18 protein-coding genes are annotated in these 24,203 nt (G+C 65.1%); 9 read left to right on the top strand and 9 right to left on the bottom strand.

What is annotated here, in order from left to right; all coding sequences use genetic code 11:
• The first annotated feature begins 177 nt into the window (after positions 1 to 177).
• From AC3QLZ_RS11165 to AC3QLZ_RS11145, 5 genes are all read left to right on the top strand, one after another.
• Complete coding sequence (locus tag AC3QLZ_RS11165) at positions 178 to 1,875, top strand: tetratricopeptide repeat-containing response regulator (protein ID WP_014235952.1); 1,698 nt, start codon at positions 178 to 180, stop codon at positions 1,873 to 1,875.
• 123 nt (positions 1,876 to 1,998) lie between these two features.
• Positions 1,999 to 3,153, top strand: coding sequence for an ABC transporter substrate-binding protein (locus tag AC3QLZ_RS11160; RefSeq protein WP_014235951.1), 1,155 nt, complete (start codon positions 1,999 to 2,001; stop codon positions 3,151 to 3,153).
• A gap of 79 nt (positions 3,154 to 3,232) precedes the next feature.
• Positions 3,233 to 4,282, top strand: coding sequence for a branched-chain amino acid ABC transporter permease (locus AC3QLZ_RS11155; protein WP_014235950.1), 1,050 nt, complete (start codon positions 3,233 to 3,235; stop codon positions 4,280 to 4,282).
• A complete protein-coding gene (locus tag AC3QLZ_RS11150; RefSeq protein ID WP_043797709.1) occupies positions 4,282 to 6,060 on the top strand; it encodes a branched-chain amino acid ABC transporter ATP-binding protein/permease in 1,779 nt (592 codons plus the stop codon). Before AC3QLZ_RS11155 ends, AC3QLZ_RS11150 begins: the two co-directional genes overlap by 1 nt.
• Complete coding sequence (locus AC3QLZ_RS11145) at positions 6,060 to 6,815, top strand: ABC transporter ATP-binding protein (RefSeq protein ID WP_014235948.1); 756 nt, start codon at positions 6,060 to 6,062, stop codon at positions 6,813 to 6,815. The genes AC3QLZ_RS11150 and AC3QLZ_RS11145 overlap by 1 nt, the downstream gene beginning before the upstream one ends.
• A gap of 148 nt (positions 6,816 to 6,963) precedes the next feature.
• On the opposite strand, the gene AC3QLZ_RS11140 is transcribed toward AC3QLZ_RS11145, so the two are convergent.
• The 8 genes from AC3QLZ_RS11140 to rpmH all read right to left on the bottom strand — a co-directional run bounded on the left by AC3QLZ_RS11140 (position 6,964) and on the right by rpmH (position 14,672).
• Positions 6,964 to 8,133: an ABC transporter substrate-binding protein gene (locus AC3QLZ_RS11140; protein WP_014235947.1), complete on the bottom strand. Its 1,170-nt coding sequence runs from the start codon at positions 8,131 to 8,133 to the stop codon at positions 6,964 to 6,966.
• Between the two features lie 31 nt (positions 8,134 to 8,164).
• Positions 8,165 to 9,319, bottom strand: coding sequence for an ABC transporter substrate-binding protein (locus tag AC3QLZ_RS11135; protein WP_014235946.1), 1,155 nt, complete (start codon positions 9,317 to 9,319; stop codon positions 8,165 to 8,167).
• Between the two features lie 179 nt (positions 9,320 to 9,498).
• Positions 9,499 to 10,596: a hypothetical protein gene (locus AC3QLZ_RS11130; protein ID WP_014235945.1), complete on the bottom strand. Its 1,098-nt coding sequence runs from the start codon at positions 10,594 to 10,596 to the stop codon at positions 9,499 to 9,501.
• A gap of 77 nt (positions 10,597 to 10,673) precedes the next feature.
• Positions 10,674 to 12,026, bottom strand: a complete 1,353-nt coding sequence (gene mnmE, locus AC3QLZ_RS11125; RefSeq protein WP_287874605.1) for a tRNA uridine-5-carboxymethylaminomethyl(34) synthesis GTPase MnmE — start codon at positions 12,024 to 12,026, stop codon at positions 10,674 to 10,676.
• A 64-nt stretch (positions 12,027 to 12,090) separates the two neighbouring features.
• On the bottom strand, positions 12,091 to 13,746 hold the full coding sequence (yidC, locus tag AC3QLZ_RS11120; protein ID WP_014235943.1) for a membrane protein insertase YidC: 1,656 nt from the start codon (positions 13,744 to 13,746) through the stop codon (positions 12,091 to 12,093).
• A gap of 55 nt (positions 13,747 to 13,801) precedes the next feature.
• Complete coding sequence (yidD, locus tag AC3QLZ_RS11115) at positions 13,802 to 14,032, bottom strand: membrane protein insertion efficiency factor YidD (protein ID WP_014235942.1); 231 nt, start codon at positions 14,030 to 14,032, stop codon at positions 13,802 to 13,804.
• Positions 14,032 to 14,496 (bottom strand): ribonuclease P protein component, encoded by a 465-nt coding sequence (rnpA, locus tag AC3QLZ_RS11110; protein ID WP_014235941.1) that lies wholly within the window; start codon positions 14,494 to 14,496, stop codon positions 14,032 to 14,034. The genes yidD and rnpA overlap by 1 nt, the downstream gene beginning before the upstream one ends.
• 41 nt (positions 14,497 to 14,537) lie before the next feature.
• Positions 14,538 to 14,672 carry a 50S ribosomal protein L34 gene (rpmH, locus tag AC3QLZ_RS11105; RefSeq protein WP_014235940.1) on the bottom strand — a complete coding sequence of 45 codons (135 nt, stop codon included), beginning with the start codon at positions 14,670 to 14,672 and terminating at the stop codon, positions 14,538 to 14,540.
• Between the two features lie 398 nt (positions 14,673 to 15,070).
• On the opposite strand from rpmH, the gene dnaA reads away from it, so the two are divergent.
• The 3 genes from dnaA (at position 15,071) to gyrB (ending at position 20,393) form a co-directional block, all read left to right on the top strand.
• Positions 15,071 to 16,492 carry a chromosomal replication initiator protein DnaA gene (gene dnaA, locus AC3QLZ_RS11100; protein ID WP_014235939.1) on the top strand — a complete coding sequence of 474 codons (1,422 nt, stop codon included), beginning with the start codon at positions 15,071 to 15,073 and terminating at the stop codon, positions 16,490 to 16,492.
• Positions 16,493 to 16,721: 229 nt separating this feature from the next.
• Positions 16,722 to 17,828: a DNA polymerase III subunit beta gene (gene dnaN / locus AC3QLZ_RS11095; RefSeq protein WP_014235938.1), complete on the top strand. Its 1,107-nt coding sequence runs from the start codon at positions 16,722 to 16,724 to the stop codon at positions 17,826 to 17,828.
• Between the two features lie 72 nt (positions 17,829 to 17,900).
• The gene (gyrB, locus tag AC3QLZ_RS11090; RefSeq protein WP_014235937.1) at positions 17,901 to 20,393 is read left to right on the top strand and encodes a DNA topoisomerase (ATP-hydrolyzing) subunit B; all 2,493 of its coding nucleotides are present in this window, start codon (positions 17,901 to 17,903) and stop codon (positions 20,391 to 20,393) included.
• A 212-nt stretch (positions 20,394 to 20,605) separates the two neighbouring features.
• On the opposite strand, the gene AC3QLZ_RS11085 is transcribed toward gyrB, so the two are convergent.
• Positions 20,606 to 22,471 carry a DUF262 domain-containing protein gene (locus AC3QLZ_RS11085; RefSeq protein ID WP_014235936.1) on the bottom strand — a complete coding sequence of 622 codons (1,866 nt, stop codon included), beginning with the start codon at positions 22,469 to 22,471 and terminating at the stop codon, positions 20,606 to 20,608.
• Positions 22,472 to 23,003: 532 nt separating this feature from the next.
• Between AC3QLZ_RS11085 and AC3QLZ_RS11080 the strand changes: the two genes are divergently transcribed.
• Positions 23,004 to 24,128 (top strand): acyltransferase family protein, encoded by a 1,125-nt coding sequence (locus AC3QLZ_RS11080; protein WP_014235935.1) that lies wholly within the window; start codon positions 23,004 to 23,006, stop codon positions 24,126 to 24,128.
• Positions 24,129 to 24,203 lie beyond the last annotated feature (75 nt).

The raw sequence follows: 24,203 nt of genomic DNA, 5'->3' as shown, positions 1-24,203 counted from the left end.
CAGTTTTCGCCCGAACCGGCGGAGCCCGCCGGCACGTTTCCGGCATTGCTTCGGCAGCCTGCCGGCACGGCTCCCGGAGCGCCACCGGCAGACTGGCCCGGGGCCTTGTCAGGAATTCCCTTGCCGCGGAGTCGGGAATTGACGTAACTTCCGCCAAAATCAATGCCAAGCGCAACCATGGACGCCAACGAACTCGCCGCCCAACAACTCTACAAGCTCCAGGGCGAACTGAAGAACAAGAAGGTGCTGGTGGTGGACCGCCACCCGGACGCCCGCAACGCCATGCGCATGATGCTGTCCACCATCGGCATCACCAGCGTCCAGGGGGTCGGCTCGGCCACCGAGGTGCTGCGCCTGGTGAAGAGCAGCAGCTACGACATCATCCTCTCCGACTACCAGCTGGAGGACGGCCGCGACGGCCAGCAGCTGCTGGAAGAGCTGCGCTACAAGCGCCTCATTTCCCTGTCCACCCTGTTCATGGTGGTGACCGGGGAGCGGGCCTACAAGAACGTGGTGTCGGTGGCCGAACTGGCGCCGGACGACTACCTGATCAAGCCCTTCACCGGCGAGCAGCTGCAGCAGCGCCTGGCCCGGGCCCTGTACAAGAAGTTCGTCTTCCACCAGGCCTACCGCAACGTGGAACGCAGCCGCTACGAGGACGCCGTCACCGCCTGTGACGACATCATCCAGCAATACCCCCAGTACCAGCACGACGCCCGCCACCTGCAGGCCGACCTGCTCAACAGCCTGGGCCGTTATGTCGAGGCGGAGGCAGCCTACCGCCAGATGCTGGAACAGAAGGACCTGGCCTGGGCCCGCATGGGCGTGGCCGTGGCGGTGCACGGCCAGGGGCGGGTGGACGAGGCCGTGACCCAGCTCGAGGCCCTGGTGCAGGATTTCCCCGAATACCTGGCCGCCTTCGACTTCCTGGCCAGGCTGCGGGAGGAAAAGGGCGACTCCACCGGTGCCCAGCAGGCCCTGCAGGCCGCCGCCGCCATTTCCCCCAACAACACCATGCGCCAGCGGGCGGTGGGCGACATGGCGGTGCGCAACAACGACCTGGAAGCGGCCGAGCGGGCCTACAACACGGTGCTCAGCCGGGCCCGGGGCTCCTCCCTGCGCAGCATCGACGACTACGCCAACCTGTCCCGGGTCATGCTGGAGAAGGGCAATGTGGCCGGCGCCAAGCTGGTGGCCCAGGACCTGCGCCGGGACTGGCGCGGCGACAAGCAGGGAGAGCTGGCCTCCCTGGTCATCGACAGCCTGGTGCAGACCAAGGAAGGGGCGCCGGACAAGGCGGCCCGCAGCATTGCCGCCGCCATGGAGCTGCACAAGGTCCTGGTGGCCGAGGGCAAGATGGAGGAGAAGCGCCCCCTGTCGCAGAAGGTGGCGGTGGACCTGGCCCACGCCTGCATGGCCAACGGCAAGGAGGCGGACGCCCAGAGCCTGCTGCGCCAGGTGGCGGCGGAGAACAACGAGGACCGGGGCGTGCTGGCCCACATCCAGGGCGTCTTCGAGAAGACCGGCAACGCCGAGGCGGGCAAGGCCCTGCTCGAGGACGTCTCCCGGGAGATCATCCAGATCAACAACCAGGGCGTGCTGGCCGCCCGCAGCGGCGATTTCGACGGCTCGGTGCAGCTGCTGATCGAGGCGGCGGAGCGGGTGCCCAACCTGCAGTTCCTGGTCAATGCGGCCAAGTCCATCTACACCCTGATGGACCAGAAGGGCTGGCAGCCGGAACTGGCGGAGCGGGCCCACCGCTATCTGGAAAAGGCCCGCAGCCGCTCCCCGGACGACCCCCGCATCATATCCGGGCGCGACATGTACCAGCGGGTGGCCCGCAAATACGGGGTTCAGGTCGATACGGACAGCTGATCCGGCGTCGCCGGCCCGGCCCGGCGCCGTACGGGACGACTTGGGGAAAACCCGCTCAGGCCCCTGATCCCAGGGGCTTTTTGGTATCATTTGCGGCTTTTCTCAACCCCGGAAGGACCCACGATGTCCCGCAAAACCCTGATCGCCGCCCTGCTTCCCCTGGCCACCGGTTTGGCCGCCGTTCCTGCCTGGGCCGACATCAATGTGGGCGTCTCCCTGGCCGCCACCGGCCCCGCCGCCTCCCTCGGCATTCCGGAAAAGAACTCCATCGCCCTGCTGCCCACCACCGTGGCCGGCCAGAAGGTGAACTACATCGTCCTCGACGACGCCACCGACTCCACCACCGCGGTGAAGAACATCAAGAAGCTGATCAGCGAAAGCAAGGTGGACCTGGTCATCGGCTCCTCCACCACGCCCAGCTCCCTGGCCATGATGGACGTGGCCGTGGAAAATGAGACCCCCATGATCTCCATGGCCGGCTCCGCCATCGTCGTCGAGCCCATGGACGCCAAGCGCCACTGGGTCTTCAAGTCCGCCCAGAACGACGCCCACATGGCCACCGCCATCGTCGAGCACATGACCAACAACAATGTGCATAGCGTCGCCTTCATCGGCTTCGCCGACGCCTACGGCCAGGGCTGGTTCAAGGAATTCGCCAAGATCGCCGAGGCCCGCAAGATCAAGATCGTGGCCAACGAAAGCTACCAGCGCAACGACACCTCGGTCACCGGCCAGACCCTGAAGATTCTCGCCGCCAAGCCCGATGCCGTGCTGGTGGGCGCCGCCGGCACCCCGGCCGTGCTGCCGCAGAAGACCCTGAAGGAGAAGGGCTACAAGGGCGCCATCTACCAGACCCACGGCGTCGCCAATGCGGACTTCCTGCGGGTCGGCGGCAAGGACGTGGAAGGCGCCCTGCTGCCCGTGGGCCCCATGATGGTGGCCGAGCAGCTGCCCAACGACAACCCGGTGAAGAAGTCCGCCCTGGAATACGTGAAGAAGTACGAGGGCGTGCACGGCAAGGGCAGCATCAGCTCCTTCGGCGGCCATGCCTGGGATGCGGGCGTGCTGCTGAGCAACGCCATTCCCGCCGCCCTGAAGAAGGCCCAGCCCGGCACCAAGGAGTTCCGCAAGGCCCTGCGCGACGCCATCGAAGGCAGCAAGAACCTGCCCGCCGCCCACGGCATCTTCAACATGACGCCCCAGGATCACCAGGGCTTCGACCAGCGCGCCCGGGTCATGGTGAAGGTCGAGAACGGCACCTGGAAGCTGATCAAGTAAACCGCTGAACGCCTAACCGTATTACCCAGCCAAACGCCGGCCCCGGGCTTCCCCCGGGGCCGCGGCGTTGAAAGCACTCATGGATCTGCAAATTCTTCTGCTCCTGGGCCAGGACGGCCTCACCAACGGCGCCATCTACGCCCTGCTGGCCCTGGCCCTGGTACTGGTGTTCGCCGTCACCCGGGTGATCTTTCTGCCCCAGGGCGAATTCGTCGCCTACGGCGCCCTCACCCTGGCCGCCATCCAGGCCGGCAAGCTGCCGGGCACGGTATGGCTGGCCGTCATCCTCGGCATCGCCGTGGTCCTGATCGACGGCGGCCTGGCCCTCAAGAGCGGCAACCTGAAGCGCCTGCCCCGCATCGTCCTCGGCAACCTGGGCCTGCCCCTGGTGCTGCTGGGCCTGATCTCCGGCCTGGAGGCGGAGGCCCTGGCGGCCCTCGCCCTGCCCCTGCAGATCCTGCTCACCCTGGGCATCGTCGTGCCCCTGGGCCCCCTGCTCTACCGCCTGGTGTTCCAGCCCATCGCCGAGGCCTCCTCCCTGGTACTGCTGATCGTCGCCGTGGCCCTGCACATGACCCTGATCGGCCTGGGCCTGGTCTTCTTCGGTGCCGAAGGCTTCCGCACCCAGCCCTTCTCCGACGGCGCCCTGGAAATCGGCCCCCTGCTGCTGCAGCACCAGACCCTGTGGATCCTGTTCGCCTCCGCCGCCCTCATCGCCGTGCTCTACGTGCTGTTCGAGCGCACGGTGTACGGCAAGGCCCTGCGCGCCACCGCCCTCAACCGCACCGGCGCCCGCCTCATGGGCATCTCCACCACCATGGCCGGCAAGCTGTCCCTGGGCCTGGCCGCCTTCATCGGCGCCCTCTCCGGCGTGCTGGTCTCGCCCATGACCACCCTCTACTACGACTCGGGCTTCCTCATTGGCCTGAAGGGCTTTGTCGGCGCCATCATCGGCGGCCTCGCCTCCTACCCCGTGGCCGCCCTCGGCGCCGTGCTGGTGGGCCTGCTGGAGTCCTACTCCTCCTTCTACGCCAGCGCCTTCAAGGAAGTGATCGTGTTCACCCTCATCATCCCGGTGCTGGTGTGGCGCTCCCTCACCTCCCACCATGTCGAGGAGGAGGAGGAATGATGTCCGCCAAGCTCTCCCCGGCCCGGGCCATCCTGGCCGCCTTCCTGCTCTTCCTCGCCACCGGCCCCCTGTGGCTGCCGGAGTTCCACGTCACCCTGCTCAACTACATCGGCCTCTACGGCCTGGTGGCCCTGGGCCTGGTGCTGCTCACCGGCGTCGGCGGCCTCACCTCCTTCGGCCAGGCCGCCTTCGTCGGCCTCGGCGCCTACACCACGGCCTACCTGACCACGGCCTACGGCGTCTCTCCCTGGCTGACCCTGCTGGCCGGCCTGGGCCTGACCCTGGCCTTCGCCCTCTGCCTGGGTTTCATCACCCTGCGCCTGTCGGGCCACTTCCTGCCCCTGGGCACCATCGCCTGGGGCATCAGCCTCTACTTCCTCTTCGGCAACCTGGAATGGCTGGGGGGCCACACCGGCATGACTGGCATCCCGGCGGTGTCCCTGTTCGGCCTGGAACTGAAGGACAGCCGCAGCTTCTTCTACCTGATCTGGGTGGTGCTGCTGGGGGCCATGCTGGCCACCCGCAACCTGCTGGATTCCCGGGAAGGCCGGGCCATCCGTGCCCTCAAGGGCGGCACCGTCATGGCCGAGGCCATGGGCGTGAACACGGCCCGCTCCAAGATCGTCATCTTCACCGTGGCGGCGCTCTATGCCTGCGTCTCCGGCTGGCTCTACGCCCACCTGCAGCGCTTCGTGAATCCCACCCCGTTCTCCATCAACCAGGGGGTGGAATTCCTCTTCATGGCGGTGATCGGCGGTGTCGCCCACGTCTGGGGCGCCGTGGTCGGCGCCGGCCTCATCACCGTGCTCAAGCAGTGGCTGCAGGACCTGCTGCCGGAACTGCTGGGCCAGAGCGGCAACTTCGAGGTGATCGTCTTCGGCTTGATGATGATCTTCGTCCTGCACCGGGCCCGCAACGGCCTGTGGCCGGCCATCGCCCGCCTGGTGCCGGCGCCGAAGCAGGAGCGCCACGCCGTGGCCGCGGCCGAGCCCCTGCCGCGGCGCCAGATGCCCGCCGCCGGCACCGTGCTGCTGCAGGCCGAAGGCGTCACCAAGCGCTTCGGCGGCCTGGTGGCGAACAAGGACATGGCCCTGACGGTGCAGGCCGGCGAGGTGATGGCCCTGATCGGACCCAACGGCGCCGGCAAGAGCACCATGTTCAACTGTATTTCCGGCGTCAATCCGCCCAGCGAAGGCCGCATCAGCTTCCTCGGCCAGCCGGTGGCCGGCCTGGAGGCCCGGGACATCGCCCGCCTCGGCCTCTCCCGCACCTTCCAGCACGTGCGCCTGCTCTCGGGCATGACGGTGCTGGAGAATGTGGCCATCGGCGCCCACCTGCGGGGCCGCCACAACTACCTGGCCGCCGGCCTGCGCCTGGAGCGGGCCGAAGAGGCCCGCCTGCTGGCCGAGGCGGCCCGCCAGATCGAGCGCGTGGGCCTGGCCGAACACATGTTCGACGCCGCCGGCAGCCTGGCCCTGGGCAAGCAGCGCATCATCGAAATCGCCCGGGCCCTGGCCGCCGACCCCTGCCTGCTGCTGCTGGACGAGCCCGCCGCCGGCCTGCGCTACCTGGAAAAGCAGGCCCTGGCCGAGCTGCTGCGCAAGCTGCGCGGCGAAGGCATGGGCATCCTGCTGGTGGAGCACGACATGGACTTCGTCATGGGCCTGGCCGACCGGGTGGTGGTCATGGAATTCGGCGAAAAGCTGGCCGAGGGCCTGCCGGAGGAAATCCAGAAAAACCCGGCGGTGCTGGAAGCCTACCTTGGGGGAGTGGAATGATGAACGCCGCGCACGAACCCAAGCCCGTGCTGGAAGTGAGCGACCTGTGCGTCGCCTACGGCAAGGTGGAAGCCCTGCACAAGGTCAGCCTGCGCATCCGCGAGGGCGAGATCGTCACCGTCATCGGCCCCAACGGCGCCGGCAAGACCACCCTGCTCTCCGCCCTGATGGGCCTCTTGCCCTACCGGGGCGAGGTGGCCTACGTCAGCCACAATCTCGATGCCCATGTGGAAGTGGAAGAGCGGGTCGGCCAGGGCCTGACCCTGGTGCCGGAAAAGCGGGAACTGTTCGCCGAGATGAGCGTGGAGGACAACCTGCTGCTGGGCGCCTTCCACCGCTACCGCAGCGGCCTGCGGGACCACGCCCAGACCATGGAGGAGGTATTCGCCCTCTTCCCCCGCCTCAAGGAGCGGCGCACCCAGGCCGCCGGCACCCTGTCCGGCGGCGAGCGCCAGATGCTGGCCATGGGCCGGGCCCTGATGGCCAAGCCGAAACTGCTGATGCTGGACGAGCCTTCCCTGGGCCTCGCCCCCCTCATCATCAAGGAAATCTTCCGCATCGTCGCCGAGCTGAAGCAGACCGGCGTCTCCATCCTGCTGGTGGAACAGAACGCCCGGGCCGCCCTGCAGGTGGCCGACTACGGTTACGTGCTGGAAACCGGCGAGGTCTCCCTGGAAGGCCCCAGCCACGAACTGGCCGACGATCCCCGGGTGATCGAAACCTACCTGGGCCTGGGCGGGAACAAGACCGCCTGAGGCATCGGTCTGGAAGGCAATAGGGACGGCCGTTTCCGCCATCCCTACCCCGCCAGCCGCATCCCGCCTGCCTCCTGGCGAGGGTACATGAAAAAGGCCCGGTGCCGCCCCTCGGCGGCCCGGGCCTTTTCTCTTGCCGGGGGCGGACCTAGGGCTGCAGCTTCCAGGCGCCGTTGTCGATCCTGACCATGACCCGGGCCCGCTGGTCGAAGCCCAGATGGTCCGTCGGCCCCATGTTGTACACCCCATGGCAGCCCACCACGTCCCGGGTGTTTTCCAGGGCCTCGCGCAGGGCCTTGCGGAATTCCGGACTGCCCGGCTGGGCCTTCTTCAGGGCCAGGGGCACGGCGTGCTGCAGCAGCAGGCCCGCATCCCAGACGTGGGCGCCGAAAGTGGAGACGCTGCCCTTGCCGTGCACCGCCTCGTAGCGCCCCACATAGTCCAGGGCCACCTTGCGGATCGGGTTGTCCGCCGGCAACTGGGCCGCCACCAGCACCGGCCCCGCCGGCAGCAAAGTCCCTTCCACCTCCTTGCCGCCGACCCGCAGGAAGTCGCTGTTGGCGACGCCGTGGGTCTGGTAGATCAGGCCCTTGTAACCCCGCTCCCGCAGGGTCTTCTGGGGCAGGGCCGCGGGCGTGCCGGCGCCGCCGATGAGCACCGCGTCCGGCCTGGCCGCCAGCACCTTCAGCACCTGGCCGGTGACCGAGGTGTCGCTGCGGCTGAAACGCTCGTTGGCCACCAGCCGCAGCTTGCGCGCCTCGGCGATCTTGGCGAACTCGTTGAACCAGCCCTCGCCGTAGGCGTCGGCAAAGCCGATGTAGGCGACGCTGCGCACCTGCTGGCTGGTCATGCTTTCCACCAGGGCGGTGGCCATGTGGGCATCGTTCTGGGCCAGCTTGAAGACCCAGCGCCGCTTCTCGTCCATGGGCTCGACGATGCGGCTGGAGGCGGCCAGGGCCAGCATGGGCGTCTCGCCCTCCGCCACCGCGTCGATCATGGCCAGGGAATTGGGGCTGGTGGTGGAACCGACGATGACGTCCACCCGGTGCTCGGCGATCAGCTTGCGCGCATTCTTCACCGCCGCCGTGGTGTCCGAGGCATCGTCGAGGACGATGTAATTGACCTTGTGCCCGCCGATGCTGGCCGGCAGCAGGGCCACGCTGTTCTTCTCGGGAATGCCCAGGGACGCCGCCGGGCCGGTGGCCGAGACGCTGATGCCGACGTTGAGGTCGGCCCGGGCGGGTGCTGCGAACAACAGGGACAGGCCGAGCAGCGATGCGCCCAACCTGGCCCCGGGAATACTCCAGCTTCCTTGCATGGTGCGTTCTCCCTGTGATGTTGTCCTGCGACTACTTGACCAGCTTCCAGGCTCCGTCCTGAATGGTGACCATGACCCGGGCCCGCTGGTCCAGCCCCAGGTGGTCCTGGGCGCTCATGTTGTACACCCCGTGGGCGCCGGCCACGTTGCGGCTCGCCTCCAGGGCGTCGCGCAGGGCCTTGCGGAATTCCCGGCTGCCCGGCTGGGCCTTCTTCAGGGCCGCCGGCACGGCCTGGGCCAGCAGCAGGCCCGCATCCCAGGCATAGCCGCCGAAGGCGGTGACGCTGCCCTTGCCGTGCACCGCCTCGTACTTGCCCACGTACTCCACCGCCGACTTCTTCACCGGGTTGTCGTTGGGCAGCTGGGCCGCCACCAGCACCGGGCCGCTGGGCAGCAGGGTGCCCTCCACCTCCTTGCCGCCGACCCGCAGGAAGTCATTGTTGGCGACGCCGTGGGTCTGGTAGATCGGCCCCTTGTAGCCCCGCTCCCGCAGGGCCTTCTGGGGCAGGGCCGCCGGGGTGCCGGCGGCGCCGATGAGGATGGCGTCGGGCTTGGCGGCGAGCAGCTTCAGCACCTGGCCGGTGACCGAGGTGTCGGCCCGGTTGAAGCGCTCATTGCCCACCAGGGCCAGCTTGCGCACCTCCGCCACCTTGGCGAACTCGCCGTACCAGCCTTCGCCGTAGGCGTCGGCAAAGCCGATGTAGGCCACCGTCTTCACGTTGTTGCTGGTCATGTGCTCGACGATGGCGGTGGACATCTGGGCGTCGTTCTGGGGCGTCTTGAACACCCACTTGCGCTTCTCGTCCATGGGCTCGACGATGCGGGCCGAGGCGGCCATGGCGATCATGGGCGTCTCCGCTTCGGCCACGGTGTCGATCATGGCCAGGGAGTTGGGCGTGGTGGTGGAGCCGATGATGAGATCCACCTTGTGCTCACCGATCAGCTTCTTGGCGTTTTTCACCGCCGCCGTGGTGTCCGAGGCGTCGTCGAGGACGATGTAATTGACCTTCTGCCCGCCGATGCTGGCCGGCAGCAGGGCCACGGTATTTTTCTCGGGAATGCCCAGGGATGCCGCCGGACCGGTGGCGGAGAGGGTAATGCCGACATTGAGGTCGGCCAGGGCGGGACGGGATAGGGAAATACAGGCGAGCGGCAGCAATGCCGCCACCAGGGCGTTCAGTTTCATGACTCCTCCACTGCGTTTTTTATATTAGTGCCGCCGGGACGGCGGGGGCTCACACCCAGCGGAGGATCATACCCGGCCCCCTCCCCCCAGGGGAAGAGCGGGCGCCGGAGGAGGATGGTGCCGGCCCGGGGCGCCGGTGGGGGCCCGGAAAGGGCGTCCCGCGGCGGCCCCGCCCGGGATCAGCGGCCGAAGATGCCCTTCAGCAGCCCCCCGACACCGGCCGGAGCCGCCGACTCCACCGCCGCGTCACCGGCGGCCTGCTCCAGGCCCAGGGCCAGGCTGTCGTAGCCGGTCACCCGCACCACCGCGCTCCACACCAGGGGCTTCTTCTCCGCCGGCTTCTGCGGCGGATAGGCAAAGCCCTGGCTCGGCCCGTGGGCCACGGCGGAGACCATGGCCATCTCGGCCTTGGCGAAGATGCCTTCGGGCACCGTGCATTCGCGCTGGCTGCCCGGCAGCATGGGGCTCTTGTTGCGGGCCGCCAGCCACAGCACCACCTCCTTGTCGCCGTTGGCGGCCACGGCGTTGAGATCGTAGCCCCGCACCCGGGTGGAAGCGTCCCAGCTCAGGGAAACGGCGCTACGCAGGTTGGTATTGCCGGCCTTGAGGTTGATGGGCTCAAGGAAATCCATGGCCGCCCCCAGGGTGAAGCGGATGTCCGGCGTCAGGAAGCTGGCCTTGACCACGTGCTCGCCCACTGCCGAGGCGCCGTCGGGCAGGCCCTTGAAGTCCCGGTCACCGGCGGGCCAGTGCAGGGAGCGGGGCGGCAGGCCGTCCACCCCGGCGCCCGGGCCGCCCTTGCCCATGCTGCGGCCCTGGCGGGCCATGGCCATGACCTCGGGCGAGACCTTGCCCGCCATGGTGCGGAAATCCAGGATCTCGGGCTGGCCCTTGGCCACGGCCGGACCACAGCCCCAGTAGATGAGCACCCGGCCATCGGCCTCGCCATCGCTGCCGCCGCCCTGGCCGCCGCTGCGCCGCTCGCCCTTGAGGGGCAGCAGGGGGCCGATGCCCATGGTTTCGGGCACCTGGTGGCTGGCGCTGTAGTCGGGCGGCAGGTCGGCCGGGTTGGTCAGGCGCAGGTCCATGCTGCGACTGGTGCCGGGCTTGCTGCCGAACATCATGCCCATGACCCCGCCCATGCCGCCGGCCCCGAGGCCGGACAGGGTGCGCAGGTTCATTTCGTAGCTGACCGGGGCCGCGACCGCCGACAGGTGCGCCGCCCCCAGGGAAAGGACCAGGACGGCGGGGGAGAGGGAAGAAAGACGCGTGGCCACGGCAGCACCTCCGGCTGGGAATGGGAAAAACCCATTCTAGACCAGGAAAAATGCCACCGGGGTTAGCCCGGCGGGGCCTACTTGCCGATGCAGAAGCGGCCGAAGATTTCGCCGAGCAGGTCGTCGGCGGTGAACTCGCCGGTGATGTGGCAGAGGGCGTTCTGGGCCAGGCGCAGTTCCTCGGCGAAAAGCTCCAGGGCCGGCAGGCGCTGGCGCGACAGCTGCAGGTGCTCCTGGGCGGCAGCCAGGGCCCGCAGGTGGCGCTCCCGGGCGATGAAGACGTCTTCCGCCTCGTGCCAGCCGGCGATGCGCAGCAGCTCCCGACGCAGCAGGTCGAGGCCGGCGCCGCTCTTGGCGGAAAGGGAAATGGCCACGCAGCCCTCCCCTCCTTCCGGCTCCTCATGGCGCTCCGGCGCCCGGTCGGTGAGGTCGATCTTGTTGTAGACGGTGATGCGCGGCAGGTCCGGCGGCAGACGCCTGAGGATGGCCTCCTCCCCATGGGCGATGCCTTCCCGGGCATCGGCCAGCAGCACCAGCACATCGGCCTTCTCGATCTCGCGCCAGGTGCGCTCGATGCCCAGGCGCTCCACCTCGTCCTCCGTCTCCCGCAGGCCGGCGGTGTCGATGACGTGGAGCGGGATGCCCTCGATCTGCAGGTTGCCCCGCACCACGTCCCGGGTGGTGCCGGCGATGGGGGTGACGATGGCCAGCTCGTCGCCGGCCAGGCCGTTGAGCAGGCTGGACTTGCCCACGTTGGGCTGGCCGGCCAGCACCACGTGCAGGCCGTTCTGCAGCAGGCGGCCCTGGCGGGCCCGGTCGAACACCGCCTCCAGCCTGGCCGCCAGGCTGTCCAGGCGGCCGAAGGCGTTGGCCGCCTTGAGGAAGTCGATCTCCTCCTCGGGAAAGTCCAGGGTGGCCTCGGTCAGGGCCCGCAGTTCGATCAGCTCGTCGGTGAGGACGCGGATCTCCCGGGAGAACTCTCCCTGCAGGGAGCGCACGGCGCTGCGGGCGGCGGCCTGGGTGGTGGCGTCGATGAGGTCGGCCACGGCTTCGGCCTGGGCCAGGTCCAGCTTGCCGTTGAGGAAGGCGCGGCGGGTGAACTCGCCAGGCTCGGCGAGACGGGCGCCCAGGTCCAGGCAGCGGGCCAGCAGCATCTGCAGCACCACCGGGCCGCCGTGGCCCTGCAGTTCCAGGACGTCCTCGCCGGTGAAGGAGGACGGGTTGGGGAAGAAGAGCAGCAGGCCGCTGTCGATGACGCTGCCGTCGGCGGCGCGGAAATCGGCCAGGGTGGCGTGGCGCGGCCGGGGCAGCCTGCCCGTGAGCTGTTCGGCCAGGGGCAGCAGGCCGCTGCCGGAGATGCGCACGACCCCGACGCCGCCCCGGCCGGGAGCGGTGGCAATGGCGGCGATGGTGTCGGTGCGGGGCATCATGGCGGGGAGGATTCCGGAGCGTTAACGAAAAAAAGGCCGCCCTCAGGCGGCCTTTTCGCGGACATCAGGCCTTGGCGTCGTTGGCCGCCTTGCCGCCAGCCTCGATCATGCGGGTGATCTGCCACTGCTGGGCGATGGACAGCACGTTGTTCACCACCCAGTACAGCACCAGGCCGGCCGGGAAGAAGAAGAACATGAAGCCGAAGACGAAGGGCATCATCATCATGACCTTGGCCTGGATGGGGTCCGGCGGGGTCGGGTTGAGACGGGTCTGGATCACCATGGTGGCGATCATGATCACCGGCAGGATGTAGAACGGGTCCTGGGCGGAGAGGTCGTGAATCCAGCCGACCCACGGCGCGTTGCGCATTTCCACGGCGCCCAGCAGCACCCAGTAGAGGGCGATGAACACGGGAATCTGGATCAGGATGGGCAGACAGCCGCCGAGGGGATTGATCTTTTCCTTGCGGTACAGATCCATCATCTCCTGGTTCATGCGCTGGCGGTCGTCGGCGAAGTGCTCCTTGATGTGCTGCAGGCGCGGCGTCACCTGGCGCATCTTGGCCATGGACTTGTAGGAGGCGGCGGAGAGGGGGAAGAAGATCAGCTTCAGGGCGATGGTCAGGACCACGATGGCCCAGCCCCAGTTGCCCACCAGCTTGTGAATCCACTCCAGGGCCCAGAAGATGGGCGCGGCGATGACGGTCAGCCAGCCGTAGTCCACCACCAGGTCCAGGCCTTCGGCGACCTGCTTGAGCTGGGACTGGATCTGGGGACCGGCGAAGAGGGGCACGCTGACGCTGCCCTGGGCACCGGCTTCCACCTGGGCCACGGGCACGATGACGCCGGCGGAATAGACGCCGGGCTTGCCGTCGGCCGGAGCTTCCACCTTGCGCACGAAGAATTCGCGGGGCGACTTGCCCTGGGGCACGAAGGCGGAAACGAAGTAGTGCTGCACCATGGCCACCCAGCCGTTGTCGGCGTTCTGGGGCACCTTGGCCTTGCCCTTCTCGATGTCGGAGAAGGCCAGCTTGTGGAACTTGTCCTGCTCGGTATACAGGGCCGGGCCGGTATAAACGCTGACCATGGAGGACTCGCCGGCCGGCGCCTTGTCGTCCCGGGCCAGCTGGAAGTAGGCATGGGGGGCGATGGCCTTGGCGCTGCCATTGTGGATTTCATAACCCACGTCCACCAGGAAGGAGCCCTTGCGGAAGGTATAGACCTTGGTCACCTTAACGCCGTCGGTCACGGCTTCCAGGCGCACCTGCAGTTCCTTGCTGTCGCCCATCTCGCGGGGGCCGGGCAGCACCTTGAACATGGTCTTGTGGGTCGGCAGGCCGTCACCGATCAGGCCGCTCTGGGCGCTGTAGCGGTGGTCCTCGCCGAACAGCTGGAAGGGCTTGCTCTCGTCGGTGGCCGACTTGTAGCCGGGCAGTTCGAGACGCACCAGATCGCCGCCCTGGGTGGAGATGTCGGCCACCATCAGGTCGGTGGTGATGGTGACGGTCTCGGCCTTGACCGGCGCCGGCGCGGCGACGGCTGCGGCAACGGCGGCAGCGCCGGACTGCAGCGTGGCGGAGGGAGCGGGTGCGGCCCCGGCCTGGGTGGCAGCGGCGGTGGCCGGCACATCCTTGGGCTGGTTATGTTTCACCCAGGCGTCCCACAACATGATGATGGAGACGGCGAAGATCAGGAACAGGAACAGGCGACGGTTATCCATGCACAGCCTATCGATTGCAGGTTTTGGAATTCATGGCGCGGCGTGGCGCAGCCACTTAGGGCACCGGATCGTAACCGCCGGGATGGAAGGGATGGCAGCGCAGCAGCCGCCGCGAGCCCAACCACAGCCCCTTGATCACGCCGTGCTTCTTCAGAGCCTCGGCAGTATAGTCGGAACAGCTCGGTTCGAAACGACAATTACGACCCAGCATGGGGCTGATGGCGTATTTGTAGACGCGCAACAGCAGCAGGAACGGCATGATGCTGAGGGCTCTGAGTCGTTTCATTACCGAGGCTCCGGTGCTGCCGGGTTTGCGGCGGGCGGCGGGTTTCCGGCATCCCGGGGCTCCGCCAGGCGACGGCTGAGGCGCCGCAACAGGCCGGCGATCTCGGCCGCCATTTCCGCCTTGCTCGGCCGCGGCTTGGCCTTATCCAGGGAAACCCCCAGACGCAGGATCAAATCCACCGCCGGGAAATCCTGCCGCTGCAGGCGGAAGGCTTCCCGGGCCAGGCGCTTCACCCGGTTGCGGCCGACGGAGGCACGGCACAGCTTCTTGCCGACCACCAGGCCCAGGCGGGCGCCCTGTCGGGCCTCCTCCGGACTGCAAAGACGCCAGTGCAGGAGGAAGTAAGGGCCTTTTATGGCCCTCCGAAAACCAAAAACGGATGAAAACTCATCCGTTTTGGTCAAGCGGTAGCGCTTGGGGAAGGGAAAGCGCTGGGGGGCCTGGAGTCGAGACTCGTCAGACACCGGCGTCACCTCCCCGGAGCTACCGGGCAGGTCAGGTCCGATCAAACGGCCAGACGCTTGCGGCCCTTGGCGCGGCGGGCGCGGATGACGGCGCGGCCACCCTTGGTCTTCATGCGGACCAGGAAGCCGTGGGTACGCTTGCGACGGACGACGGAGGGTTGGTAAGTGCGCTTCATGTCTTAAGTCCTTGATGCTTGGGGAAAGATAAACGCGCAATTAGAATGGGTTAACCCCCGGGCTGTCAAGAACAAAACGATTGGCCGCCCCGGGAAAATTCGCCCCGGCCTGTGGATAACTTTTCCCAGACAGGCTAAAATGCGCCTTCGCTCTGGCCGGCAGCGCCATTGTAAAAATGCAACAAGCCCGCTGCCGCCTTTTCCGGAGCACGCGATTCCCGGCGGCGCGGCCCTGGCCTGTGCCCCGTTCCCAGCCTATTGAAGCGTAGGCTTTTTTATTTTCCGGGTCGGGCCCTGCGGGGCCCCATCCTGCCGGCCCGGGGGCTGCGGCCTCCGAACCGGACTTGTCCCCGGCTGACGGGGCGCCCCCGGCGTCCGGTTTCCGAGTGGTTGAGGTAATGAGCGGTTTCTGGTCAATCTGTCTGAGCCAGTTCGAACAAGAACTGCCGCCCCAGCAATTCAACACCTGGATCAAGCCCCTGCGGCTGGAAGGCGAGGACAACCTCGCCGAAGGCCTGCGCCTGCTCGCGCCCAACGGCTTCATCCTGAAGTGGGTGAAGGAGCGCTACCTGTCCCGCATCGAGGAGCTGGCCCACAGCCACTTCTCCGCCCCTGTCGCCATCAGCCTGGGCATCGGCGGCGGCCGCACCGCCGTGGCTGTGGCCCGGCCCACGGCGCCGGCAGCCGCACCCGCCGAGATTCCCGCCGCCGCCCCCCGAACCATGGCCCCGGCACCTGCCGCCGCCCCGGCACCGGCTCCCGCCGCCCGCCGCAATAACGGCCCCCAGAGCAGCTACGAGAAGACCCGCCTGATTCCCGGCTTCACTTTCGACAACCTGGTGGTGGGCAAGGCCAACGACCTGGCCCGGGCTGCCGCCATGCAGGTAGCCCAGAATCCGGGCGTCTCCTACAACCCCCTGTTCATCTACGGCGGCGTCGGCCTGGGCAAGACCCACGTCATCCACGCCATCGGCAACGCCATCCTGCAGGCCGATCCGGACAAGGTGGTGCGCTACGTGCACGCCGAGGACTATTACTCGGATGTGGTGCGGGCCTACCAGCAGAAATCCTTCGACGTCTTCAAGCGCTATTACAAGTCCCTGGACGTGCTGCTGGTGGACGACGTGCAGTTCTTCAACGGCAAGAACCGCACCCAGGAAGAGTTCTTCTTCGTCTTCAACGCCCTCACCGAAGCCAAGAAGCAGATCATCATCACCTGCGACACCTACCCGAAAGACATCAACGGCCTCGACGACCGCCTGGTGACACGCTTCGACTGGGGCCTGACGGTGCAGATCGAGCCGCCCGAGACGGAAATGCGGGTGGCCATCCTGAAGAAGAAGGCCGAAGCCGAGGGCGTGGCCCTGGACGACGAGGTAGCCTTCTTCATCGCCAAGCACCTGCGTTCCAATGTGCGGGAGCTGGAAGGCGCCCTGAAGAAGGTGCTGGCCTATTCCCTCTTCCACGGCCGCGAGATCGCCCTGGACCTGGCCAAGGACGCCCTCAAGGACGTCATCGGTGCCTTCAACCGGCAGATCACGGTGGAGAACATCCAGAAGACCGTGGCCGAGTACTACAAGATCAAGGTGGCCGACCTCTATTCCAAGAAACGCACCCGGGCCATCGCCCGGCCGCGCCAGGTGGCCATGTGGCTGGCCAAGGACCTGACGCCCCACAGCTACCCCATGATCGGGGATGCCTTCGGCGGCCGGGACCACACCACGGTATTGCATGCGGTCCGCACCATCGACACCCTGCGGGCCAAGGACAACGAACTGAACCACGACCTGCACGTGCTGCTGCAGGTCCTGAAAGGCTGAAAAGCCTGCACTTATGTCGTGCCCCGGGTTTTTTCCCGGGATGAAATGTGGATAATCGAGGTTTCGCCGTGGGCAGCCCCGATTTTCCCAGGCTTCACCCGGTGACCCGCCCTTTTGCGCGGGCAGCCGGAGGCAACAGGTTTTCGCAACACAGGCTTCTGCAATAATCGGATCAACGCGAGTTATCCACAGAGTTGGCGCCGCTACTATCTTTTAAGGATTGATCTCTATGCTTCTAATCAAGACCCAACGCGACACGCTGCTTTCGCCGCTGCAATCGGTCTCCGGCATTGTGGAGAAGCGGCACACCCTGCCCATCCTGTCGAACGTGCTGCTGGAAAAGAAGGGCGACGCCCTGACCTTCCTGGCCACCGACATCGAAATCCAGATCACCACCAGCGCCGCCGCCGAAGGCGGTGAAGGCGACGGCGCCGTCACCGTCGGCGCCCGCAAGCTGCAGGACATCCTGCGCTCCCTGCCCGAAGGCACGGAAGTCAGCCTGGTGCTGGAAGAAAAGCGCCTGCTGGTGCGCGGCGGCAAGAGCCGCTTCACCCTGCAGACCCTGCCCGCCGACGACTTCCCCCGCATGGCCATCGGCAACGACGACGCCAAGCGCTTCTCCGTCACCCAGAAGCAGTTCCGCCAGCTCCTGGCCCAGACCCAGTACGCCATGGCCGCCCAGGACGTGCGCTACTACCTGAACGGCCTGCTGCTGCTGACCGAAGGCAAGGAACTGCGCGCCGTGGCCACCGACGGCCACCGCCTGGCCTTCGCCAGCATGGAGATCGAAGCCGAGCTGCCCCGCCAGGAACTGATCCTGCCGCGCAAGACCGTGCTCGAGCTGAACCGCCTGCTGGCCGATTCCGACGACGCCCTGGAAATCACCCTCTCCGCCAACCAGGTGCGTTTCGCCTTCGGCAACGTGGTGCTGGTGTCCAAGCTGATCGACGGCAAGTTCCCCGACTACGAGCGGGTCATCCCCGCCACCCTGAAGAACAGCCTGGAGCTGGGCCGCACCGCCCTGCTGCAGTCCATGGTCCGCGCCGCCATCCTGACCAACGAAAAGTTCCGCGGCGTGCGCCTGGTACTCCAGGGCAACAGCCTCAAGGTCATGGCCGCCAACGCCGAGCAGGAAGAAGCCCAGGAAGAGCTGGAAGTGGAATACGCCGGCGACTCCCTGGATGTGGGCTTCAACGTCGGCTACGTGCTCGACGTGCTGAACAACGTCAGCAGCGACACCGTCACCCTCAATTTCAACGACGCCAATTCCAGCGCCCTCATCACCGTGCCGGGCAACGACCGCTTCAAGTACGTCGTCATGCCCATGCGCATCTGATCGCCGCCGAACGCCGTGATCTAAGGTCCGCCGCCCGGCGGACCTTTTGCAGTTTTAAGTGGAACAGGAACAATGAGCGAAGAAAACCCGCAAATGAACACCCCGCAGGAAGGGGCCCCCGCCTACGGCGAATCCAGCATCCAGATCCTTGAAGGCCTGGAGGCCGTGCGCAAGCGCCCGGGGATGTACATTGGCGACACTTCCGACGGCACCGGCCTGCACCATCTGGTCTTCGAAGTGGTGGACAACTCCATCGACGAAGCCCTGGCCGGCCATTGCGACGACATCACCGTCACCATCCACGCCGACAACTCCATCTCCGTCACCGACAACGGCCGCGGCATTCCCACCGGCGTGAAGATGGACGACAAGCACGAGCCCAAGCGCTCCGCCGCCGAAATCGCCCTCACCGAACTGCACGCCGGCGGCAAGTTCAACCAGAACTCCTACAAGGTTTCCGGCGGTCTGCACGGCGTTGGCGTCTCCTGCGTGAACGCCCTCTCCAAGTGGCTGCGCCTGACCATCCGCCGCGACGGCAAGCGCCACTTCATCGAGTTTAACCGGGGCGTCCCGGTGGAACGCGTCATCGAAGTGCGCGACGGCTTCGAAGTCTCCCCCCTCAAGGTGCTGGGCGATACCGACAAGCGCGGCACCGAAGTGCACTTCCTGGCCGACGACGAAATCTTCGGCACCGTGGAGTTCCACTACGAAATCCTGGCCAAGCGCCTGCGCGAACTGTCCTTCCTCAACAACGGCGTCAGCATCCGCCTGGTGGACCAGCGCAACGGCAAGGAAGAGCTGTTCGCCTTTGCCGGCGGCGTGCAAAGCTTCGTCGAATACATCAACCGCACCAAGTCCGTCCTGCATCCCAGCATCTTCTACTCCGCCGGCGAAGCCAAGGTCGGCGACACCGGCGTCACCATCGGCGTCGAAGTGGCCATGCAGTGGAACGACTCCTACCAGGAGCAGGTGCTGTGCTTCACCAACAACATTCCCCAGTCTGACGGCGGCACCCACCTCACCGGCCTGCGGGCGGCCATGACCCGCATCATCAACAAGTACATCGAAGAGAACGAGATCGCCAAGAAGGCCAAGGTGGAAATCACCGGCGACGACATGCGCGAAGGCCTGGCCTGCGTTCTCTCGGTGAAGATGCCCGATCCCAAGTTCGCCTCCCAGACCAAGATGAAGCTGGTCTCTTCCGAAGCCCGTCCGGCGGTGGAAGAAGTGGTGGCGGCCAAGCTCACCGAATTCCTGCTGGAACGCCCGGTGGATGCCAAGACCATCTGCGGCAAGATCGTCGAAGCCGCCCGCGCCCGGGACGCGGCCCGCAAGGCCCGCGAAATGACCCGCCGCAAGGGCATCCTGGACGGCGTCGGCCTGCCCGGCAAACTGGCCGACTGCCAGGAGAAGGACCCCACCCAGTGCGAACTGTACCTGGTGGAGGGTGACTCCGCCGGCGGCTCCGCCAAGCAGGGCCGGGACCGCAAGTTCCAGGCGATCCTGCCCCTCAAGGGCAAGATCCTCAACGTGGAAAAGGCCCGCTTCGACAAGCTCATCTCCAGCCAGGAAATCGCCACCCTCATCACCGCCCTCGGCACCGGCATCGGCAAGGACGAATACAAGCCCGAGAAGCTGCGCTACCACCGCATCATCATCATGACCGATGCCGACGTGGACGGCGCCCACATCCGCACCCTGCTGCTCACCTTCTTCTACCGGCAGATGCCCGAGCTGGTGGAGCGCGGCCACATCTACATCGCCCAGCCGCCCCTCTACAAGGTCAAGCACGGCAAGACCGAGCGTTACCTGAAGGACGACCACGAGTACCAGCAGTTCCTGCTGCAGATGGCCATGGAAGGCACCGAGCTGCTGCCCCGGGCCGGCGCCGAGCCCATCAGCGGCGCAGCCCTCGAATCCCTGGCCCGGGAATACCTTCTGGCCGAGGCCGTCATCAACCGCCTCTCCAACCACATCAACCCGGAAGTGCTGCACGCCCTGGTGCACCACAACCTGGAGCTGAAGCTGGACGACGAAGCCGCCGCCAAGGCCAGCGCCGCCCTGCTGGCCAAGGTGTCCAGCGACGGCATCGACGTCTTCGCCCACTACAACGAAGCCCAGGAAAGCTGGCAGGTGCGCATGGAAAAGATGCACCACGGCAACCGCAAGGTCAGCAGCATCGACGAAGACTTCCTGCGCTCCGGCGACTACCTGCAGCTGCGCAAGACCGCCGAACTGCTCAACGGCCTCTTCGGCCCCGGCGGCCTGATCCAGCGCGGCGAAAAGAAGATGGCCGTCGCCGACTTCGCCAGCACCATGACCTGGCTGCTCAACGAAGTGGAAAAGGGCATCAGCAAGCAGCGCTACAAAGGTCTGGGCGAAATGAACCCCGAGCAGCTGTGGGAAACCACCATGGACCCCAACGTCCGCCGCCTGCTGCGGGTCGGCATCGACGACGCCATCGGCGCCGACGAAGTCTTCACCACCCTCATGGGCGAACTGGTGGAACCCCGCCGCAACTTCATCGAAAGCAACGCCCTGCGGGCGCAGAACATCGACGTGTGATGGTGCAGGATTCGGCTGAAGTCTAAATTTTCTTGGACTTCATAAAATGAAAATGCCACTCCCAGTGAGTGGCATTTTTTTGTCTGCTCATCGGCCGAAGCAGTTTTTCCACAAAGCCAATCGCAATGGCTGCTTTACACAAAGTTCATGACACACCCACAACAGATTTCTCGGTCTACGCTCACCGTCCTAACTTTTGAATTTCAGGCACATCAAATCTCACTCAAACGTGATGGCGACCATACCAATTCAACTAGCGCCGCAACGAGCTTTCGTCGTTGTAGCTGCTCACTCTTGGTGAAATTGCCAAAAGATTCGAAGGGTAGCTGATTAGCATCCGCAAACTGAAGGAACTGAGGTTGATGCTGGTATGCACCTACGTCCAGGCTTGCCGCATAAAAGTTCTGTTTGGCGTAGTGACACCGCTTCTGTTCGTAAGGCTTATCCTGCAGACTGCGATTCACATCGGCAGGCAGGAGCAACAACGACGCCACATGATCTCTCCACTCTCGGAATTCAGTTTCGCTCGCGAATAGCGATTTCACATCGTCGTAGTTGTCGGCCCAAATATGCTCGATATCAAATGGATTCTTGACGTCACGAACCACTAATTTATCGAATGATTGAGTACGTCCGGAACCCGCTTCTGTCGCCGCAGTGATGCGCGCCAGCAAGTGATAGATGTAGCGGCGGCTGAACTGATTTAATCCCAGGCCGTCGATCCCGCTTCGGTTCTTGCTCGGGCTACCCGAAAAGGTCACATCATCATCAGCCAGTTTTTTTGCGAGGATAGTCTGTAACTCGAGGAAAGGCTTACGACGAATATCGCGGCAAAGTAGCCACATAGCGTAGGAGACACTGGAGTATCCAACACGGATGTAATTAACTACTCGGCGCATCAACCAGATATCCAGATAAGTGGCTGTCACTGCAAGTTTTCGCCTTACTGTATCGTCATCATCCGATTCACACAGCGACGCCAAGAGCACGGTGCTCTGCCATGTAAAATCGTTGTGCGCGTTGTAGTAGATCGCCTCCAGCCCCGGAGTGAAGTGCTTACTGGCATCCAAAATTCGGCGGTAAGCCTTTGCAAAAAACGGGAAGCTTTCAACAATCATCGTCAGATTGGCGGCTGCATTACCTAACCCCAACTGCTCGCTGTGATCCCGTACCCAGCGGTGAAAAACCGTACCAATCAGCTCCCAATCTTTATCGGTAGAGCCTGCTTTCCGTTCGCGAATACTTTCGGCGTATTGCGCACGCAGCCATGCCTTGATGCAATTTGCGTCGCGCTCTGGCTCGTGCTCACCTCCCCAGGAGATCAACTCCAGCACGTTTTGCTTCCAGATTTGATTAGCCTTTGATCGAGGCTGCGCCTCCTCGATGGGCGCTAACAGATAGGCTTTAAGCATATCTACAGGGCTCAATGGCTTACCCCGGTCATTCATCGTCTCGAAAATCGCGTAGGCATAGCTATCGTTATCAGTAGCGATTTCGATCAAACCAACCCGCGTTAGTAGCCAATAGACAAAATGCGGCAGCGCTTCCTTTAACTCATCGAAAAGATCGTTGTCCTCGATGTCTTGATAGCGCGCATACATTGTTTGAATGGATTCATCCTTGCCATCAGGATTAAACGAATGCCCCTCAAACAACGCCTTGATGACCGGCAGACGTTCAGGAATGTCAAGGTTAAATCTCGGCTGCCCGAGGTTGTCGCTAAAGATCAAGGGCGCGACGGTTTGAACCACCGGCAAACCATTTTCTTGTGCTGCACGATAAAGACAGATCAGCAATAAGGTCAGCGAAGTCACTCGCTGCTGGCCATCAATTAGGTAGTTCTTGCCGTTGCGCTTGCTGACAATGATCGAACCAAGAAAATACTCGCCATAAGCACTGACCGCGGGCGTCTCATCCCCGTGCTTATAGTGGCTAAAAAACTTTGCCTGCAAATCCGATAGCAGTTCGTCGATATTCTCCTTTTCCCATTTGTACTCGCGCTGGTACTCATCAATGGAAAACGACTGACTTTGCAGCAATTGCTGCACGGTTCGGTAATGCGGCGTTATAGCACTCATACGAGACTATTCCTCCCAGTTATTGGCTTTTGACGGCCATCATTTCGCATTCGTCATACTGCGAAAAATGTAGACTTTAACCGAAGAGGGCCGGCTATCGTCGCCTACTCGCCGAGCAGTTCATCCGCCTGATGGCAGAGACTGGCCTTATCTGTAAGGGCAGCATTGGCTGAGAAGCAATCTTTCAAGCTGCACCAACGTGCCAGTATTTGAATCGAAGCAACTCACACAAAAGCACCCAATACCAGCTGCCTGTGAATGACCGCCCTGCCCGTCAATCCCCGTACGCCAATCCCGGCTTTCCCCAGGCTGTTACTTTCCCTAGACTCTGTCCATCTTTAGGCCTCTCCTCTTCTTCCAGGTCGAGGGCTTGAAAGTCACAAAAGGGAACCGATATTCCCACCCCGAAAGGCTGCCGCCCTGGTGGTCTTTTCCGGCGTTTTAGCGCGTCAGCGCTGCTTCGGCTCAACCCGCCCCGCTTTTTCAATACTTCTGCCGACAATGCCGCTGCGGCGCTGCACGGCCGGCCATCATGCCCATGCAATCAGTCATCAAGGGCGGAAGCACGGCGAGCCCGGCTTCCGACAAGCGTTATTTCATTACCGGCCTGCGGGCCGTGGCGGCGGTAATCATCGCCTGGCACCACTTCGCCCTGTATCCACCGCTGAAGGAATGGGCCGCCCCCCTGCTGGGCCACTTGCTGGACTGGCTGGCGGACCACGCCCGGGCCACCCAGGTGTTCTTCGTCGTGGGGGGCTATGTGATGGCCCTCAGCATGAGCGGGCGCGACTGGCGCCTGCCGGCCCTGGGGCGCTACGTGGTGCAGCGTTATTGCCGCCTGGGGCTGCCTTACCTGGCGGCCATGATCCTGGTGTGCCTGGCCTACGCCTATGGGCGGGAATGGCTGCCGGAGGAGATCACCGGGTCCCCCGTGAGCCTGCCCCAGGTGCTGGCCCACCTCTTCTTCCTCCAGGGCTTGCTGGGCTATGAGCAACTGTCGGCGGGCTTCTGGTTCGTCTGCATCAACTTTCAGCTGGCCCTGGTGTATGCCGGCAGCCTGTGGCTGCGCGACAGTCTGGGCCGGGGCCGTATCAACATGCCCCTGCTGCTGGGCTGGCCGGCGGCGGCCTTTGCCCTCTTCCACTTCAATCTGGATGGGGCCCTGGACGGCTGGTGGCTGTATTTCTTCCCCTACTTCTTCATGGGCATCGTCATTCACCATGCCGTGCGCCAAGCCCGTTCCCCCCTGCAGTTCTGGCTCTACGCCCTGCTGCTGCTGGCAGCCATGGGTTTTGAATGGCGCTGGCGCCTGCTCAGCGCCCTGCTGGTGGGCCTGCTGCTATGGCACGCGGAATGGCGCGGCTGGGGCGCCCGCTGGCCGCAGCACAAGGCGGTACTGGAATTGGGGCGGATTTCCTACAGCCTGTTCCTGGTGCATTTCCCGGTGCTGGTGTTTGTCGGCGCCCTGTGGACCCGGCTGGAACTCTACTCGCCGGAGCAGGCGGCCCTGGGCCTGTTGCTGGCGTTTGTCTGCAGTGTGCTGCTGGCGCAGCTGTTTCACCGCTGGATCGAGCAGCCGGCGGCAGCCCTGGGGCGCCGCCTGACCCAGGGCTCCACTACTCCGGCCGGCTATGTGCCGGCGTGGAAGGGGGCCTGATCGGAGGCGCTTCAGACTTGGGCGGGTTGCTTGCCGATCCGCCAGCAAAGCCGCAATGAAAAACGCCCGGCATAG

This window comes from Azospira sp. MPR-LB4, assembly GCF_058809525.1.
Note: the sequence above shows the minus strand (reverse complement) of the source record. Positions and strands in the feature narration are given on the sequence as shown.